This is a genomic window from Xenorhabdus mauleonii (genome assembly GCF_900113945.1).
Classification (GTDB): domain Bacteria; phylum Pseudomonadota; class Gammaproteobacteria; order Enterobacterales; family Enterobacteriaceae; genus Xenorhabdus; species Xenorhabdus mauleonii.
Genome location: NZ_FORG01000004.1, coordinates 301074 through 320405, shown reverse-complemented (window position 1 = coordinate 320405; position 19332 = coordinate 301074). Strand labels below are relative to the sequence as shown.

Sequence of the window (19332 nt, the reverse complement as noted above, 5' to 3'; positions counted from 1 at the left end):
GCTTACCTTGATTTTTCCTGATTGCGGACAGCCCAGAACTCTATGCTCAGACCTGGGAACTCACCTGCCAGGTGTAACGCAAAGCCTCCGGATTTCTCCATTTGTTTCCACAACTCGCCCTCTTTTTCCAATTCGAAATAGACGTAACCAGAATGCCAGGGAATTTGTCTGGGAACAGACGGCATTGCCCGCAGTGAAATCCCGGGTAATTGCAATTGCACCAATTCACGTATGCGGTCAACGGGAGATATTTTCATTTGAGCGGGGAAACTGGTCATCAATACATCATTGGCGATGTCAGCATGGACAGCCAGAATAAAGCTGAAGGTGTGTATCATATTGGCATCAGGCAATGTCGCGACATTCAAGCCATGGGAATATCCCGTCAATGGCAGTTGGATAGCCTGTTCTTCCAGAATGATTGATAATCCCTGACGCAACTGGAGCATGAGCTGATTAAAACATTGAGTCAGGTTGTCGTGATCGTAGACAGGTAAATTATCTTCGGGAACCCTGTCTTGGGAAAATGTCGCCAGTTCGGTGGCAAATTGCAGCCAATCACTGAATAAACGTTCAGGATGCAGTAAGGATAAATTCTGGGCATGGCTTACCTGACCGCTATAACGGTTTAGCAGTGACAGTAGGAGAAAGTCCATGATTTCAGAATCGTTGCGGCTTCCCAACTGTAATAACCGCTGGCTGATTTGTTGGCGACGCTGTTCCAGCAATCCCTGTATATCGTTGATAAAACTGACAACTTGCGGGCTGGCACGACAATTGAGCAAAGGGGGAATAAACAGCGGTTCGAGGTGAAGTTTTTTGTCACTCGTTTTGTTTACAACGTGCAAAATGCTGAGTGCTGTCCATTCCGGCGTTAAATCTGATTTCAGCATCAGACGTAAACGCATTTTACCAAATTGTATTGCCGCATTGCCGACTGACATGGCGTTGAAATCATTAACTTCAACTTCAAAGCTGACATAACGTGCCAGCGAGTCATTTCTTTCACTGAAAATCACTTCTTCTTTTCCTTGCCGAAATGTCGGCAGAGCCAGAACCACATCAATATTTGTCTGATTTTCATCGAGTTGCAAAGGCATTGGGGCATTGGCAGCATCAAAGCTAAACGGGGTTCCGTCTGGGAAAATGCCGCTGGCTGAGGAAAGTTTTATCTTACTTTGGTTAAGTAATTTTTGATCTAATTCAAGGGTCAAAAACCCCCAATAGTAAGGAATTTGTGCCTGGCCCCAATTGCGGATATAAGCTTCCAGGTAGCTTTCAGACTGCTGGAAATGATGGGGACGCAAAAACATACCTTCTGTCCAGATAACTTTTTCTGATTTACTCATTGTTCTCTTCAGTCTCTGCTGTACAACTCAAGTTACATTCTTTAATGACACTTAAGCCGTTGTGGGTGACTTTAACGCATAGATTTAGTTCGTCAGGAGAAGAACGCCAGAACTCATAAAAAGAGGGCTTTTCAGGTATGGGAACGGGAAAGGCAATGCGCCATTTTTTACCGTTCAATTGGCTATATTCGGCAATAACGCCTATGTAATTGGCCTCTGATTGATTTTTTTCCATTACACAATAGGTTGGCTGAGAAGGGCGGAGAAAAAACTGGGTTTCATTGACCAATTTATCGCCTAATGCAGCCTTATCTTTTCCTTGTAAAGAAAAGAAATCAGCAGACATAAATTCCTCACGTGATTTCAACAAAAGAACATGCATTTTCAATGGGGCGGAATTATTCATGTTTGAAGCAGTGTTGAAGATGATTTTATAAGGTGGCAACTTAGGTTGTGATGATGAAGATGAACAACCCGTGATAATGGTCAGAGATATTGTTATCAGAGAAATAACTGCCAGAGACATTACTGGGGTTAGCCTCTTGCTCGACCATTTGATCGTTTTTAACCTATTTTTTGTAATGTTATTTCTCCGGAGAAAATGAAGTGTCATCATGCCCGCCAGATTATTTAAGGTCTGACTTATTGTTTATGAAGAAAACAGTTTGTGTGGCAAATTTAGGTGGCAAAGTGGTACGGCAAAAAAAAGAAAATGGTTATCCGTCAAATAGCCAGTATCAGGAGGCTAGAATACTGACTTTGGTTTGACTGGGTGAAGTACGGGAGCCAGGAGCATTAGTTGAATTTTGCATGGTTGGACTCGACACTCGTGTAATGGGGGAACCCTTGACTAACACGGAAGTTGCTCCCGCAGTATGGCGCGATGGTCCCATTACGGTGCCGGAAGTCACACCGAGATTAACACCTGCGCTATCTCCTGTTGTTAAGGTAATGTTCGTGGTCATATTATGTACCGGACAACCCGCAAACATGATATTCGACATTCCGGGGGCGCCCATTGTGCCTTGCGCTGTATTGGGGTATGTCATGGGTACCGGTGTAGGCCCGGAGGGAGTCAAGCAAACATCGGGCGTTGCGAAATCTTGTCCACCACCTTGCGTATTGGCATACATGATTTTTTCCCCTTAGCCGATATGAATCTGTTCAGCATCTATTTTGGTCATGGCTTTTGCTGTCACGATAGTTTGTTGGGCATGCAATCGGGCATAATTGTCTGCTTGCATATCCAATTGACCGGCATGCACTTTTTCTGTTTGTGTTGTATGGCGAAATAACCGGTTGCTCAATTGGGTTACGGTTTGCCAGAGGGATTCAAATTGATTGCCGACCAGACGAGTAATGGATACCCAGGCAGACAGTGATTCTCCGCTGTATTTCATTTCCTTGATATGGCAGTTGCCGTTGTCAGCCGTAATATTCAGCCCATTGCTGTTCATGCTCAGATTTCCGGGGGAAGTAATAGTTAAATCGCCGGGAACGCTGATTTCAGCCACACCCTGTTGGGTTGCCCGCTCTAATATGGCTAAAACCCAAAGATTATCTTCAATTTTTGTGATCAGTACGGTATCTCCCATCTCTGGCGTCAAGAGGCAGCTTGCAGCGCGGCGGCAATGCCAGCCACGATTGTTTTTGCTCTTCGCCATAAAGCTGCCATCAGGATGAATGCTGATGATTTGCCCGGTCATTTGCTGTAAAGGTTCGGTAGTCAGGGAGGTTGTAAAGGGATATTGCGAAAGCGCATAAGAAGGTTTCGTCATCTTGATTCTCCTGATTAAATCTTATTACGTTGCATGCTCCACTCTTCAGCCGCGAATAATTCAGGATCATTTTCCAGAATGCCTTCTCGGTCAGTGAACAGGGTTCCAACTTGTTTAGCCCGATGAAACTGTGTCCTCATGAAACGGGCTGCACGGAAATCACAGTTGTTGAGGTTTGCATAAGAAAAATCGGTATAAGGCATATCACAGCCTGTAAATTGTGCGTTCTCGGCACTGATTTTGTGCATTATTGCCATAGGTAATTTGCTGTAACGGAAATCAGCGGCCTCAAGGCATGCATCGATAAAAATAGCCTGTTCAAACACACTGTTTTTACAACAAGCCCGAGTTAAATCAGCTTCGGGGAATAACGCTTGAGTGGCGTTGACATTAGTTAATATGGCATCTTGCAGAGTCGCGCCCTTGAAATTGCAATTCGTCAATATGGCGTGACTGAAATTGACTTTATCAAGCTTACTATCAGTAAATTGGCACATTTTAAATTGTTGCTTGTGGTAATCCTGATCGCGCAAATCACATTCAAAAAAAATCGTTTTATTGAATTCACTGGCATAAAAACTGGTTTTGCGCAGATCTTGGCGAAAAAAAGTCACCAGAGAGAGCAGGCTATTATTCAGCGTCATTTGATCCATGTTTGAATCAGAAAATAGAACTCGGTCAAGTTGGCTGTGGTTGAAAACTGCATATTGCAGCGGGCTGGACACATACTGAATATTATTTTGTTTTGTTTCGGTAAATTGTGTTTTTTTTAACACAGATTGATTAAAGACGGTGTCTGCCAATGTACTTTCATTGAAAGTCGAGCGGATTAAGTTACATCTTTCGAAAATATTTTGTTCAAAAATAGCTGAATGGAAAATGCCTTCTTCTATTTGGCACTCAGTAAAAACAGACTCTTTAAATTGAGCGTGAGAAAAATCAGTGCCCGAAAAATCGACATCTTTAAAAATCCCTCCAGATAGGTCACATCCAGTCAGTGATAGATTCTGCAAATTCACTTTTTCAATAATTTCACCTTGTTTGATTTTATCCATTAACTCATCTGCTGTGAGTGAACTCATATCACTTCCTTATCTCGTTTTGGCAAGGTTTTGGTTCGATTGATGTAAGCATGGGTAATTAAGGTTGTGTTATCGAAAATAGATTGAGACATATCGGTACGGAAGAGATTGGCTTCCCGTAAATCAGTGCCGATGAAGCTGCATTTCTGCATAATGGCACCTATCAAATTGGCCTTATTGAGTAAGGCATGACGGAAATCAGTTCTAATAAACATACTCTTTGGCGCATTCAGATACCGCATATCGGCTGACTGGCAGTCAGCTTCACTGAGATCACTGTTGTTCAACGTGGCCGCATAGAAGTTAGCCTTAACCAGCGGCATCTGACGCAAATTGCATTCGGTCAATGTGGCATGGCTGAAATTTGCCTGATTAAGTTCACTGTCCATGGCAAATGCACAGGTCAATAGCTTGGCTGAGTGAAACTGGCTTCCGTTTAGCTGTGTTTCTACCCAAGAGCAGCTTTCCATCTCTGCATGGTCAAAAACCGCTTGTTTCAGTTTGCATTTGATGAACGAGACTTTATTTAAATTTGCATGATTAAATTTGAGCGCAGGCAGTTCAAGTTCCATGAAATTAGACTCTTTCCATTGGGAATAAGAGAAATCGCACTGCGTAATAAAAATTTGTTGCAGGAGCAAGCCTGAAAAAAGGGCGTTCTCAAAGCGGCAATGAGTAAATCGTGTTTCTTGTAACTGGGTTTGCTCAAAACTGGCGGCAGAAAAATCGCTCCGCTCACATTTAGCCAGTGCCAAACTGGCGTTATCCAATTTTGCGCCACGTAATGATGAATCACAGATTTCTGTTCTGGCTAACATAGCTTCGGTGAAGTTAGCGCCATCCAGTTGGCAGCGATTCAAGCAGGCATTTTCCAGCAGGGTTCGGGTGAAATTGGCTCCCCGCAGATCCATATCGGACAAATCCACGCCGGTAAAATCCATTTCGCTGAAATCTCCGCCTTGCAACATGATTTCTTCAGCCCGTTTTCGAATGATCTGCGATAAATTGCTGGCCAGACGCAAGGCAGGTGCCTGTGATTGTGCTGAAGAAAGGTACATTAAATGGATTGATTGTTCGATTTGAGCAAGCGTTTTATCGTCTATCTCTTCTTTCAGGTGTTGCCGGTACAAAATATCCCGCATCTGCTGCAGGCTTTCCGGCCCCCGAACCTGAGGCTTGGTAGCCGATTTTTCGACATTAATGCCTTGCTCTTTGGCCATAGCAATCATCTCTGCCCGTTTCAGTTCAGCCTCTGCACGCTTTTGGCTGAGATCTTGTTCAACCTTTGCCACAAATTCCGGCAGTTCGTCCAATTTGGGCGGCTTGGCATTGGCTGATGGATCATTCTCAGGCTGGATAAATGCATTGGCATCTTGTCCATATTCCGCCAATCGCTCCTTTTGCTGCTCACGAATGCGTTTTTCAAGATGTTGTAAGTTTGTTTGCAAGGGCGAATTATTCTCTGCGGACTCTGTATCCAACCATGTGCCAATAATGTCTTCGGGAATAAGGTCTTTTTCCCGAAATGAGTACAAAACCCCTTTCTCTTTATCCATACGCTGCTCAAGCACTTGCAGATAATGGCTTTGCGGGCGGGGGCTGTCATGCAACTCCAGCGCGGATACCATTTGCAGGACATCCTTGGCATCATCTTCATTGATCCGTGCGCTGCCTTGCCAAATCAGGATCATTTGTTCTAAATGGGGGAAGAACCATACCGTGGTGTTGCGCATGGCGACTTCTTCAAAAACCTCTTCATCAAGGCGCAGCCTTTTGATAAAACAACGCGCGTTCCATGAGGGCAAGATGCCTTCTTGCATGGGTTTCTCTGGATGCATATTCCAGATGCGCCATCTGGCTTGCTTTGGCAGGGCGGTGTTTTCTTCCCACCATTGATCTTTGGGGGCCGCATTAAACAAGTGCCAATCGATATCTTGGGAAAAACCAGGGAATTCATTTTCCAGCCACTCTTTATCGTATTTTTTTCCGATACGGCTAAAACGACTCGGCCACGCAATATCCAGAGGGCAAAAACTTGCCGGAGTGGGAGTTTCTTCCTGTGATGCCAATTGGCGTTGCGACATTAAGCGCTTGTGCAGCACTTCTATGTTGGGCAAGCGGTGTACTTTTATCCCTTCCGTCAGCTCTTCCGGCCTGAAACCGATACCGTGTGGATTGTTTTCATAGCCTTCACCACCAAATGCCTGACTCCAATCCAACCGCATTTGTTCAAAAGGCTGGGGTTTTGATGGCTTATCATCTATCCAATAACGATTACCGAAAACTGCCAAGGATTTATCCAATCGTTCAATTTGGATGCGTGCAGTACACGCGCTTTTATTATCTTGATGATGATTGTAGGCGTATCCTGTCGCCAAAAATTCAGCGCAGGGCTTGGGTATTGCCAAATCGATAATGCCGTTGCAGGTTTTTAACTCATTTTCTGCCAGTTGCCAGAGTTCTGCTTCCGGGCGCAGGCGCGGAGATGAACCCATATCGGCCAGTGCCATGACTGAGACCCCAAGATGGTTTTTTTGCAACCAGCGATAAGGCCGGTAAAGTATGCTTAGACGCAGTGGCTTAATGATTTTCATTAGGATCCTGACAAAGAAGTTGATTAGCTAATGATGTGTAAGCTGCTGTTTGATATGTTGGTCCGCGATTTTTTTATTGCAACATCCGCTTCATCCAATGCCATGGTTGCTTTATCGAGTTTCGTGCCTACCTGGCTGCGCGACAGATCTGAATCGCTTATATCAATTGCCTTTGAGGAGATACTTGTGCCTGTCACACTGGTGCTGGATGATGTGGTTGAAGTCGAATTTCCGGTCATGCTGGCACTGGAAGCGACGATGGAGACAGACATCAATTTGGCTGAAAATATATGCTGCGGGCAATCTATGACAACATTGTTATCGCTGTGTATTGTAATGACATTGGGGCTGGTGATAGTTGTTGTTCCTGTAATGGATTGCATCCAGTTCCCATTGATGGTGGCATTTAAATTGCCTTTGAGATTGTAAGTGTCTCCGCCATCGATAGTTGTCTTCCTTCCTCCCTTGATATCTGTTTTTAATCCATCGCTGATGGTTTCCTGTTGGCCCTTTTTGACGGTTAATGTGTTTTTGCCATCAATGGTTGTTTCATGGTCAGCTTTGTAGGTGAAGGTAGCTTTGCCTGTTACCGTGTCTTTTTGCTCTTTTTTAATCTCCGTGGTGCGGTCACCGTCGATCGTCACTTTTTTATTTTTCTCCACCGAGATGTTCATGTCGCGTTCTGCATGCAAATCAAATGATTCTTTATCAGGCTCATCGTCCAAAAAGAGATAATTTGCCTGTTCATGTTTACCGCCTTTGGTATTTGACATAATGCCTACACGCGTTTCATGTTTAGGCAACTCCCACGGCGGCATATTTTCATCGTTGTAAGTGCTGCCGATAACCAAAGGCTTGTCAGGATCACCATTGACGAAACTGATAATAACTTCTTCGCCCACGCGGGGAATGCATACACTGCCGTAACGCCAGCCAGCCCAACGTGTGGCAACACGTATCCAGCAAGAACGGGTATCATCCTGTTTGTCGTCTCTGTCCCAACGGAATTTCACTTTTATCCGGCCATACTTGTCCGTCCATATTTTTTTATCCTTGGGGCCGGTCACTATTGCGGTTTCCAGGCCCATGACTTTTGGCCAAGGAGTGACTGCCGAAGGTTTCCAAGGGGTATTGGCCGGAATGACTTCAAATTGAACAACATTCTTGTTTTGTTCTTCATCCAAAAATTCCTCAATTATTTCACCTATTTCTTCTATAAAATTGGACGGGCAAATGTCGTCATAAAAATAATAATGTGTTCCGGTGATTAAATAATCGTTATGTTCATCACCCTTAATGTCATTGGGTAACACCAGCGTGAAAGTATGTCCCGGTGCCATTCCCAAAACATTTCCTTTTCCATCAATTAATTCGCTTTTTGCTTCGGACGCTTGTTGGCGTATTCGAGAATAAAATTGTCCTTGCTCGCTTTTTATATAGTGCCCGGGCCAAATAAAGATATTTGAGTTATCGAGGGCGCTGATGGGGGTTTGGGTTGTCGTAAACAATTTAGCGCGTGGTTTGCGGAAATCGTAATCATCAAGGCTATATTTTTGTGGAATAGTCACGCTGGAGATATTCCAGTTATCGATATATTCCGTAGGCCGTTTTCTCGCTGAACTGCAGGTATTGAAATACCTAATATTTTCATAGTCAGGCATGGGGACAAGTGATTGGGGGGAATCAACCAAAATCATGGTGTGGCTGCCCATATCATGCTTAAAGTAATAATAAATTCCTTCATGCTCCATTAAACGATGGATAAAATCGAAGTCTGATTCATTATGTTTAACACAATATTCCCATGTACGGTATTTCTCTATCAGTTGTTTTTTAAAATCAATGCCGGCGTTATTCAATATTTCAGAAATAATATCCGGGACAGTTTTATCTTGCCAAATGCCATAACCCAATGTTTGTTTCAATTTCCATAAGTTAGGTCTTACTATCGCGGTATATAAATAGAGTCTGTCGTCATATTTATAGAATGGGGAGTAGGATATTTTATCTATATAGCCACTTAGAAACCTGGCTGCTTTGGAGCCGTCTCTTATTTCAATGGTCAGTGTGGTTTTATGCAGGGATATGGGATCGGACAATCTTTTTTCACTTAATAACTGGATCTCAAATTCGTACGCGTCTGATAATCTTTCTATTCCGTTAAGGGATTTGAAAAATAAAGATTTACCAGGCAGTGAAGTGTGTGCAATAAATTTCTTCTCCATAATATTTCCTTGCTCTTGTTTAAAGCTACCGCATACCCCTCGGAAACCAAGGAATATATGGAAACTGGAGTAATGGGGAATGACAAATTTTGTAGTTTGAGTTTTATGTATAAAGTTCATTATTTGCAATAAATGGATGAGATTTGTTTATGTTAAATATAAGTTAGTTTTCATTGCTTGCGTTAACTGCTTATTAAACAATATCTTTTATTGCTTGCTTTTTGTATTGGCTTTGTTAGGTGATGCTCAATGCCTATTAATGCTTAATTTATTAAAATTATTTTTTCATTAAAACATGGTGTTATATTTATTATTTGCCGTAACGGCAATTTGTCCGTTGGTGATTATTTTTTTGATAAATAAGTATATTAATCAATTTTGAACAAGGTAGAGTTCACAGAAAAAACCCCGGAGCTTTTCAGTGTTACCGTTCCTGTGGCCTTTTGAGCCCAGTTTCCGCTTATTTCGGTATCCAAGTTGCCTGTAATTTTGTGGGTGTCTCCACCGTCGATTTCGGCTTTTCTTCCGCCTTTAATTTTTGTTTCCAGTCCTCCGTCACTGATGGTTTCTTTACGGCCATTTTTGAGCGTTAATGAGTCTTCACCTTCGATCTCTGTTTTTCTTCCGCCTTTAATTTTTGTTTCCAGTCCTCCGTCACTGATGGTTTCTTTACGGCCATTTTTGAGCGTTAATAAGTCCTTACCGTCAATCTTTGTTTTTCTTCCGCCTTTAATTTTTGTCTCCAACCCCCCATTAATGGTTTCTTGCCGGCCGGATTGGACTGTTAGCGAATCTTCACCATCAATGGTGATGGTGTGATCTTTTTGGTAAGTGAAATCGGCGTTACCACCGACGGTATTTTTTTGATTTTCATCAACTTGAGTGCAGCTTCCCCCATGAATGATGACATCATTATTTTTTTCCACTGAAATGCTCATATCACGCTCTGCATGTATCGTGATTGATTCATTATCGGGTTTATCATCCAAAAAGAGATAACTTGCCTGATCATGCTTACCGCCTTCCGTGTTTGACATAATGCCTACACGGGCTTCATATTGGGGCAACTCCCACGGCGGCATATTTTCGTCGTTGTAAGTACTGCCGATAACCAAGGGTTTGTCAGGATCGCCATTGACGAAACTGATAATGACTTCTTCACCTACGCGGGGAATGCATACGCTGCCGTAACGCCAGCCTGCCCATTGTGTGGCAACACGTATCCAGCAAGAGCGGCTGTCGTCCTGTTTGTCGTCTCTGTCCCAGCGGAATTTCACTTTTATCCGGCCGTATTTATCCGTCCATATCTTCTTGTCATTAGGGCCTGCGACAATGGCTGTTTCAAGGCCCATGACTTTTGGCCACGGGGTTATGGCAGACGGTTTCCAGGGCGTACTGGCCGGAATGGCATCAAAGCGGATAATATTTTTATCACGATCTCCATCAGGTAAGTCATTGGCTAATTCGTCCACGGTGTCAGATGGGTAAGCGTCGTCATAGAGCGCATAATGTGTGCCTATGATCAGATAATTGTTATGCTCATCGCCTTTAATGTCATGAGGCAACGATAGAGTGAATGTATGTCCCGGCGCCATTCCCAAGACATTTCCTATTCCATCAACTAATTCACTTTTCGCTTCGGATGCTTGTTGGCGTACACGAGAATAAAATTGCCCTTGTTCGCTTTTTATATAGTGGCCGGGCCAAATAAAAATATCTGAGTTTTCGACGGCGCTATTTTGAGTCTGGTTCGTTGTATATAATTTAGCGCGCGGCTTGCGGAAATCGTAATCATCAAGGCTGTATGTGTGTGGTATGGTGATGCTGGAAATATTCCAATTATAGATATATTCTGTCGGACGTTTTTTTACTGTATCAGTGGTATTGATATATTTGATTTTTTCATAATTGGGTGCAGATTCATGAGATTGAGGGGCATCCACTAAGATCATGGTATGGTTGCCCATATCATGTTTGAAATAGTAATAAATGCCTTCATGCTCCATCAGTCGATGGATAAAATCGAAATCAGTTTCATTATGCTTAACGCAATATTCCCATGTGCGATATTTTTCTATTAATTGATTTGTAAAGGAAATGCCCGCTTTGTTCAAAACCTCAGAAATAATTTCCGGTACAGTTTTATCCTGCCAAATGCCATAGCCCAATAGCTTTTTCAAATTCCATAAATTAGGTCTTACTATCGCGGTATATAAATAGAGCCTGTCATCATATTTATGAAATGGTGAGTAGGATATCTTCTCTATATTACCACTTAAATATCTCGAGGATGTTGCTCCGCCCTTTATTTCAATGGTGAGATTTGTGTTATGCAGAGAAATTGGGTCTGACAATCTTTTTTCACTTAATAATTGTATTTCAAATTCATAGGGAGAAGATAATTTCTCTGTTCCTGTCAGTGATTTGAAATATAAGGTTTTTTCAGATGACGAGCTATGTACAATATATTGTTTATCCATGATATTACCTTGCACTCGTTCAAAGCTACCGCATACCCCTTGCAGCTCAAGGAATACATATAAATTAGAGTAAAGCATGAAGATAGATTTTCTAGTGATTAGTTAAGCATAATGTTTACTATTTGCAATCGGCTGATGATTTCCGTTTATTAAATATATAAGTTTATTTTTATTTTTTCTTATGTTTATTTTGTATCTATTTATTAAATAAGGGGTTTTTAGAAACGCTATTCTTGCGTAAAAAATAACGTGCAAGGGAGGTGCTTTTTGAGATTGGATTTGGGGTTTTAAGAATATAAACCATTAATTATAGTTTGTTTTTAGATAAAAGCAAAATTCGTGTAAAATTGTAGCGGATGCCTTGCTATTTATCTGGCAATATTATCAAGTTGGCTGGTATGGATTTTTACAGAAAGTATTTTTATCTTAACTCATTAAATAAAAGCTAATAATTATGTTATTAAGTGGCTGGTGGCTTTTTTGATTAAACTTAAGTGTATTTAATATTTTTACTAAGTTATTATCACTGTTGTTTTTTAAATGAATGACTTTCTATTAATTGATTTTTTCTTTACTGTTTAGTATAGCGTCAACGTTTGTTCAACGTTTATCCATCCTTTACCGTTCCTACAATCAATAACCCTTCATACTATAGGGATATCTACTTCCTTATGCCCTGAACTCCAAGAGTTGTATTTACGGTATTGTATTTCAGCGTGTTAGTTGTTTGACGTTAAAAATGGACACAAGCTGTAAAATTCTATTTTTTAAATTTAAATGCTATTCAACTTATGCTTGTTCAGGATTTAATTCTTTTAATTTGTGTTTGTATGGATTAAATAAAAACTTCCAATGTAAATCGGATGTTGTTTTTTTGCCGTCAAAATCTCTTTTCATCATACAAAATAAAGGGGTTTTTCAGAATTTTATACTTATGTAATTTTATAATTTAAAATGAAATTTTTATAAAAATCCCTGTTTTTTAAATGAATTTCACAATTGCGCCTTGTAATGAAATTGTGACCTAAATCCTAAAAATTGACTAATTATGTTACAGTCTATTATTCTGGATTGGATTTTTATATCCAGCATATTATGCTTGCGAATATTACTCATTAGCAGGGGGCAGGATGAAAGTCCTTATTTTAGGTAGTGGCGTTATTGGCGTAACCAGTGCTTGGTATCTCGCGCAAGAAGGGCATGAAGTTACGGTAATCGATCGCCAGAATAGTGCAGCTGAAGAAACCAGCGCCAGTAATGCAGGTCAAATATCACCAGGGTATGCCACCCCTTGGGGAGCGCCGGGGATCCCACTGAAAGCAATTAAGTGGATGTTCCAGCGCCATGCCCCTTTGGCTATTCGCCCTGATGGTTCGTTGTTTCAATTACGTTGGATGTGGCAAATGCTGCTTAATTGCGATGCAAGCCACTACGCAATGAATAAAAGCAGAATGGTGCGTTTGGCTGAATACAGTCGGGATTGCATTAAACAATTAAGGCTGGATACCGGCATTCAGTATGAAGGGCGTCAGGGAGGAACCCTGCAACTGTTCAGAACTGCCAAGCAATTTGATAACGCCGCAAATGACATCAAAGTGCTGGAACAGGAGGGTGTTCCTTATCAATTACTGACGGCTGATCAATTGGCAAAAGTGGAACCTGCACTTGCCCACAGCGCCCATAAATTGACGGGAGGGCTACAACTCCCGAATGATGAAACAGGGGATTGCCAGATTTTTACCAAAACATTGGCAAAAATGGCAGAAGAGAGCGGGGTGAAGTTTATCTATAACAAGCAGGTTAAACAGATTTTGGTTGATGGGGAAAAAATCACAGGTATCCAATGTGATGATGGCATCATGACTGCGGATAGGTATGTAGTGGCAATGGGTGCATACTCTACCAGCATTTTGAAAGATCTCGTCAAGATCCCGGTTTATCCATTGAAAGGTTATTCATTGACTATGCCGGTTGTCGATGAATCCAAAGCGCCAGTTTCGACGGTGTTGGATGAAACTTATAAAATTGCTATTACTCGCTTTGATAATCGCATTCGTGTCGGTGGCATGGCCGAAGTCGTGGGTTTTAATCTGAATATTCCCCAGAATCGCTGTGACACACTGACAATGGTGGTGGAAGATCTTTACCGCAATGGCGGTAATGTGGCGGAAGCTGAGTTTTGGACGGGGTTGCGCCCCATGACTCCGGATGGCACACCGATTGTCGGCCCGACGAAATATTCGAATCTTTACCTGAACACCGGACATGGCACACTAGGTTGGACAATGGCTTGTGGGTCAGGAAAATTGTTGGCTGATTTAATTTCTGGCAAAAAAACAGATATCGCCGCCGATGATCTCTCTGTTTTCAGATACATCGACGGATTCAATATAAAAGTGCTTCCAATGAAGCCTAATTTTCATACGGCATAAGTAAATTAATAAGAAGGGGTCGTTATGCCACGTCCTATCTTGGCGACAATCAGCCTTGATGCATTTCGCCATAATCTGGCTGTTATTCGTCAAAAAGCTTGTGGCAGTAAAATTTGGTCGGTAGTGAAAGCAAATGCCTATGGGCATGGATTGGACAGAATATGGCAATCACTCATGCAGACAGATGGTTTTGCATTGCTTGACATGGATGAAGCTATTTATCTGCGGGGAAATGGCTGGCAAGGGCCAATCCTGCTACTGGAAGGTTTTTTTAAGTTGTCGGATTTGCAGATTGTCAATGAATATGCCCTGACGCCCGCAGTGCACAGTAATTGGCAACTTGAGGCGATAGAAAAAGCGCACTTGGATAAACCCATTGATATTTATTTGAAACTCAATAGCGGAATGAATCGGTTGGGTTTTACGCCAGACGAGTATCCACTGGTCGTAGCAAGGGCAAAAGGGATTAAAAATATCAATTCAGTGACGCTGATGAGCCATTTTGCCAATTCAGATAATGAAGTGGGCATTGATGAGCAAATGGCGATTATTGAGCAATTGAAAATGGAGTCGCTTCCTCATTGTCTGGCAAATTCGGGCGCTGTCTTGTGGCACCCGAGCACGCTCAAAGATTGGGTCAGAACAGGGATTGTGCTTTATGGGGCATCCCCCAGCGGAAAATGGCGGGATATTGCGGATGTTGGGTTGAAACCAGCGATGACGCTACAGAGTGAAATCATCGCTGTTCACGAACTTCCGGAAGGGAAAAAAATTGGCTATGGCAGCCGTTATACAACTAAACAAACCATGCGTGTCGGTACAGTTGCCTGTGGTTATGCGGATGGATATCCACGACATGCGCCGACCGGAACGCCTGTCATAGTTGATGGCGTTCGTACCCAACTATTGGGTGCTATCTCTATGGATATGCTAACCGTTGATTTAACACCATGCCCGCATGCAAATCTCGGCAGCGTTGTTGAGTTGTGGGGAGAAAATTTACCTGTTGATGAAGTGGCAGAATCAGCTGGAACTATTGGTTATGAGCTATTGTGTGCTCTGACAAAACGAGTTCCGGTAACGGTGATTTAATCCCTGGCGATTTTTCAATAAAACGAAAAGCTGAACGGAAATTAGTACGGCAGAGTTCAGCTTTTCGTTATTTCAATTCTGTCGATCTGCATTCATCCATCTGTATTCAATGAAGAACTATCAGACATTTTGCGGCATCGGATAATAACCGAAAGTCTGTCAGGATTATTATTCTTAGGTTGCATTGGGTTATTGATACGTGCGGTTTCGATACACGCCATATTCTTATAACCGGCTTTGCCCATATCTTCCATGCTGCTGGAAAGGGCAGCGCCCGGATTCCAACACACTACATCACTGTGGTGATAGTGGTGCATTTCAATTGTACGTTTCCACAAAGGATCTCTGAGCAGGCTAAAATCGTCCGGCTGGGTATAGATGCGATCGATACGTTCTTTAAAAACTAAATCTTCATGGAGGCTCTGTTCTTTGCCAGAAACAGAATCAAGGAAATGATCACCAAGCCCACTGACCTGAATTTGATCGATATCGCTGATATTCAGATAAGAGTGAAGGGCAGCGGTAGCCTCATATTCCCCATGAGACTCCAATTCTACTTCGCAGGTTTCCCCTAATTTAAAACGCGCAATCAGCGTAAATTCATGCGGCCATAACTTATGGGTAAAGTCATTATCCTGTAAAGTGAATGTTAAAAGCACGCCATTTTGATTTTCATGATGCGCCTTGAATTCCCACGGCATGATGCGTGCAAATCCGTGGCTGGGCGCAGTAGATGAACCAAACCAGGGCCAGCAAATGGGAATGCCGCCACGAATGGGGGTACCCGAATTGAATGCTGTGTTATCGCTTAACCACAAGACAGGCTTCTCACCGCTGGGTTGCCATGCAATAAGGTGTGCTCCCTGAATGCTGATTGCACCGCGGGCCTTGGGATGTGAAACAACAATCAATGGAAAATCACCCATATTCCGTTGACTGATGTAAGGGGATATCTGTTCTGCAACCGGTAATGAGAAAATTTTATCAAGCATCTGTCATAACCTTATGTATGCTCTTCGCCTTTTAAATTACAGCTCTGTTGGCTGCGTTTTCTGAATTGACAGTTGAAGCAAGGTTCAAGAATAGCTTAATCTTTTGAAAATAGACATTTGTGAAATAGAAACATAAAAGCCATCTTATGCAGATGGCTTTTGGATGTCGATCATACCCACAATTCGGGGGATTAAACTCAATTACTTAGAGATATGAGCAATCAGATCCAGAACTTTGTTGGAGTAGCCAGTTTCGTTGTCATACCAAGAAACCAGTTTAACAAAGTTGTCGTTCAGCGCGATACCTGCTTTAGCATCGAATACAGAAGTCAGTTTTTCACCGTTGAAATCGGTAGAAACAACGTCATCTTCAGTGTAGCCCAGAATGCCTTTCAGCTCGCCTTCTGCTGCTTCTTTGATTGCGTTGCAGATTTCTGCATAAGTTGCTGGTTTTTCCAGACGTGCAGTCAGGTCAACAACAGAAACGTTAGGAGTAGGAACACGGAAAGACATACCAGTCAGTTTGCCGTTCAGTTCTGGAATAACTTTACCTACTGCTTTTGCTGCGCCAGTAGAAGATGGGATGATGTTCTGTGCTGCACCGCGGCCGCCGCGCCAGTCTTTTGCTGAAGGACCATCAACAGTTTTCTGGGTAGCAGTTGTTGCGTGAACAGTTGTCATCAGACCTTCAACGATGCCGAATTTGTCATTGATAACTTTAGCCAGTGGAGCCAGGCAGTTAGTGGTGCAAGATGCATTGGAAACGATCTCTTGACCTGCATAGGCTTTGTGGTTAACACCCATAACGAACATTGGAGTGTCGTCTTTGGATGGGCCAGTCAGAACAACTTTTTTCGCGCCAGCAGCGATATGCTTACGTGCAGTTTCGTCAGTCAGGAAGATACCCGTTGCTTCTGCAACAACATCAACACCAACTTCGTTCCATTTCAGGTTAGCTGGATCTCTTTCAGATGTAACGCGGATGGTTTTGCCGTTAACAATCAACTGACCGTCTTTAGCTTCAACAGTGCCATTGAAGCGGCCGTGGGTTGAATCGTATTTCAGCATGTAAGCCATGTACTCTGCATCCAACAGATCATTGATAGCAACAATTTCAATGTCTGAACGCTCTTGTGCAGCACGGAAAACAATACGGCCGATACGACCAAAACCGTTAATACCTACTTTGATAGTCATAGTATTCCACCAGCTATTTTTTAGTGAATTAAAAGTTGTGTCTAAAGTTACCAAAATCTTGCCAGCCGTCAAGCGGAATCGTGTCAACAATTGAAAAAGATCAATTTAATAACCCCCATATGAACGCTTGTTGTACAGCTGGTACAAGCTCTACGCACATCATTATCGGGGTATCAGGAGATATTTAAAGTTACCATCGGTTAGATATGTGAGATTTATCACAATTAGTAAGGCAAATTACTGTGTTGAATGGGTTAGAATGGCTTTTATCATTTAGATGTTAATTTTTTGTTGTTTTCGATGATTTTTTATTGAAAATACCGGCCTTAAAAGGTGGTTATTATGATTAAGAGTCAAAATATTTCCCTTTCTATAGAAAAGCTTAATTCAACGCAACGTCATGTTACGCAAGAAGCAGGCACTGAACCTCCGTTTTCAGGGAAATTATTGCACAACAAAAAAAGTGGTATTTACCATTGCCTGTGTTGCCATCAACCGTTATTCGTTTCTGAAACTAAATTTGATTCTGGGTGTGGATGGCCGAGTTTCTATCAGCCTATCAGTAATGAATCCATTACTTACCTTGATGATTACAGCCATAATATGCATCGGATAGAAGTGCGTTGCAGCCATTGTCAGGCACATTTAGGCCATGTTTTTCCCGATGGTCCTAAACCAACAGGTGAGCGTTTTTGCATTAATTCAGCTTCACTGAGTTTTATCGATGAAGAAACGGGTGAAAAAACAGAAGGCTAGTTTTTGAAAGAATAGAAAATTAGTTTTAGATTGATGCGTGTTGAGTTTGTCTGAATCATTAAATTTGCCCTCGAAGTGGGAATATATAACGAAGAATATATAAAACAGAAACGATTCAGCTAAATGCCATTCAGCAGTATGCTCATTTGTGGCAATGTCAAATACACGAATATAATGCAGTATCAACACGCAGATTTATCAGGTAAATTTGTAACGTAAGAAAATAGCATATAGCCGCTAAGGAAATACCGATGAAGTTGGATGATTTACTCGCCGCAATGACGCCAGAAATTTATCAGCGCTTGGCTCAGGCTGTTGAATTGGGTAAATGGCAAGATGGTGTACCGCTTACGCCAGAACAGAAAGAATACAGTCTACAGGCGGTGATGCTTTGGCAGGCCAAGCATAATCACGATCCTGAACATATGACGATTGGTGTGGATGGCCAAATCAAGGTAAAAAGTAAACAAGAATTGAAGGCCACATTCCAATCTGAAATAGTCTTTAAACTAAAACCTCAATCAGAAGATTAATCAGCAAGCGACGGCTATTGATGCTCCGGCGGGATTAACAAGAAGCTGCGGCTCATTACCGAGGGCCAATCTTTGATCGGGCAAATTCGTCAGAAACGAATTTGCCGCTCTTTTGCCACCTTGGCGCAACCTCATAATCCGCAGGAATTAATCGTTCACCGGTTATAAAATCGAAGTGACTTCGTTTTGCGAAATTAACTTAGCCCCTTTAGCCGCCATCTCTTCTAATGCGTGTTTGCTGTCATCAGCCTGAATATTAACACCACGGCAACCATCAACAATGACATAGGTTTCATAACCCAACATCAGAGCATCAAGCACTGTGAATTTGACGCAATAATCTGTTGCTATGCCCAATACAAGCAGCCGCTGTATTTTCTGCTCTGTCAGCCACTCATGCAAACGCGTTTTACTTTGATGATCATTATCGAAGAAGGCACTGTAACTATCCAACTGGGGATTTTCTCCTTTGCGGAAAACTTCCTGAATGGCGGATTGATTCAATGCCGGATGAAACTCTGCGCCAAATTGGCCTTGGACACAATGTACCGGCCACCACACTTGGGGAATACCGTTAAGTTCGCCCAACTCGCCAACTGGTTGCCCGGAATTGACTGCAAAGCTCATGTGATTTGCCGGATGCCAATCCTGACTTGCAATAATCGCGATATTTTTATCTCCGTCATGGCGGTTCTGACATAGAGCAATAACTTCATTTGCGGTTTTGATGACGTCATCACTTTCTTTGACGGCCAGCGCCCCCCCAGTACAGAAATCATTTTGCAAATCGATAAGTATTAATGCGGTTTTCATCATATTCCT

At 42.3% G+C, this 19332-nt stretch carries 15 protein-coding genes; 4 read left to right on the top strand and 11 right to left on the bottom strand.

Features of this window, described 5'->3' with window-relative positions:
* Positions 1 to 2 precede the first annotated feature (2 nt).
* The 8 genes from tssK to BM100_RS06185 form a co-directional block, all read right to left on the bottom strand.
* Positions 3 to 1349: a type VI secretion system baseplate subunit TssK gene (gene tssK, locus BM100_RS06220; RefSeq protein ID WP_092509006.1), complete on the bottom strand. Its 1347-nt coding sequence runs from the start codon at positions 1347 to 1349 to the stop codon at positions 3 to 5.
* Positions 1342 to 1875 carry a type VI secretion system lipoprotein TssJ gene (tssJ, locus tag BM100_RS06215; protein ID WP_092509004.1) on the bottom strand — a complete coding sequence of 178 codons (534 nt, stop codon included), beginning with the start codon at positions 1873 to 1875 and terminating at the stop codon, positions 1342 to 1344. Before tssJ ends, tssK begins: the two co-directional genes overlap by 8 nt.
* A 211-nt stretch (positions 1876 to 2086) precedes the next feature.
* Complete coding sequence (locus BM100_RS06210; RefSeq protein WP_092509002.1) at positions 2087 to 2482, bottom strand: DUF4150 domain-containing protein; 396 nt, start codon at positions 2480 to 2482, stop codon at positions 2087 to 2089.
* Positions 2483 to 2494: 12 nt separating this feature from the next.
* Entirely contained in the window at positions 2495 to 3127 is a 633-nt protein-coding gene (locus tag BM100_RS06205; RefSeq protein WP_092509000.1) for a DUF3540 domain-containing protein, read from the bottom strand.
* 14 nt (positions 3128 to 3141) lie between these two features.
* Positions 3142 to 4209 (bottom strand): pentapeptide repeat-containing protein, encoded by a 1068-nt coding sequence (locus BM100_RS06200; RefSeq protein ID WP_092508998.1) that lies wholly within the window; start codon positions 4207 to 4209, stop codon positions 3142 to 3144.
* Positions 4206 to 6803, bottom strand: a complete 2598-nt coding sequence (locus BM100_RS06195; protein WP_092508996.1) for a DUF2169 family type VI secretion system accessory protein — start codon at positions 6801 to 6803, stop codon at positions 4206 to 4208. Before BM100_RS06195 ends, BM100_RS06200 begins: the two co-directional genes overlap by 4 nt.
* 23 nt (positions 6804 to 6826) lie before the next feature.
* Positions 6827 to 9028 carry a type VI secretion system Vgr family protein gene (locus tag BM100_RS06190; protein WP_092508994.1) on the bottom strand — a complete coding sequence of 734 codons (2202 nt, stop codon included), beginning with the start codon at positions 9026 to 9028 and terminating at the stop codon, positions 6827 to 6829.
* 368 nt (positions 9029 to 9396) lie between these two features.
* Positions 9397 to 11508, bottom strand: a complete 2112-nt coding sequence (locus BM100_RS06185; protein WP_092508992.1) for a type VI secretion system Vgr family protein — start codon at positions 11506 to 11508, stop codon at positions 9397 to 9399.
* Between the two features lie 1130 nt (positions 11509 to 12638).
* Between BM100_RS06185 and BM100_RS06180 the strand changes: the two genes are divergently transcribed.
* Positions 12639 to 13940: a D-amino acid dehydrogenase gene (locus BM100_RS06180; protein ID WP_092508990.1), complete on the top strand. Its 1302-nt coding sequence runs from the start codon at positions 12639 to 12641 to the stop codon at positions 13938 to 13940.
* Between the two features lie 24 nt (positions 13941 to 13964).
* On the top strand, positions 13965 to 15032 hold the full coding sequence (gene alr / locus BM100_RS06175; RefSeq protein ID WP_092508988.1) for an alanine racemase: 1068 nt from the start codon (positions 13965 to 13967) through the stop codon (positions 15030 to 15032).
* A gap of 92 nt (positions 15033 to 15124) precedes the next feature.
* Here the strand turns inward: alr and BM100_RS06170 are convergent, their stop codons facing one another.
* Complete coding sequence (locus tag BM100_RS06170; protein WP_092508986.1) at positions 15125 to 16024, bottom strand: D-hexose-6-phosphate mutarotase; 900 nt, start codon at positions 16022 to 16024, stop codon at positions 15125 to 15127.
* A 201-nt stretch (positions 16025 to 16225) separates the two neighbouring features.
* Positions 16226 to 17221, bottom strand: a complete 996-nt coding sequence (gene gapA, locus BM100_RS06165; protein ID WP_092508984.1) for a glyceraldehyde-3-phosphate dehydrogenase — start codon at positions 17219 to 17221, stop codon at positions 16226 to 16228.
* Between the two features lie 342 nt (positions 17222 to 17563).
* Between gapA and msrB the strand changes: the two genes are divergently transcribed.
* Both msrB and BM100_RS06155 read left to right on the top strand, forming a co-directional pair.
* Complete coding sequence (gene msrB / locus BM100_RS06160) at positions 17564 to 17977, top strand: peptide-methionine (R)-S-oxide reductase MsrB (RefSeq protein ID WP_092508982.1); 414 nt, start codon at positions 17564 to 17566, stop codon at positions 17975 to 17977.
* Between the two features lie 251 nt (positions 17978 to 18228).
* A complete protein-coding gene (locus tag BM100_RS06155) occupies positions 18229 to 18510 on the top strand; it encodes a YeaC family protein (protein WP_092508980.1) in 282 nt (93 codons plus the stop codon).
* A 162-nt stretch (positions 18511 to 18672) separates the two neighbouring features.
* Here the strand turns inward: BM100_RS06155 and pncA are convergent, their stop codons facing one another.
* Entirely contained in the window at positions 18673 to 19323 is a 651-nt protein-coding gene (gene pncA / locus BM100_RS06150; RefSeq protein WP_092508978.1) for a bifunctional nicotinamidase/pyrazinamidase, read from the bottom strand.
* Positions 19324 to 19332 lie beyond the last annotated feature (9 nt).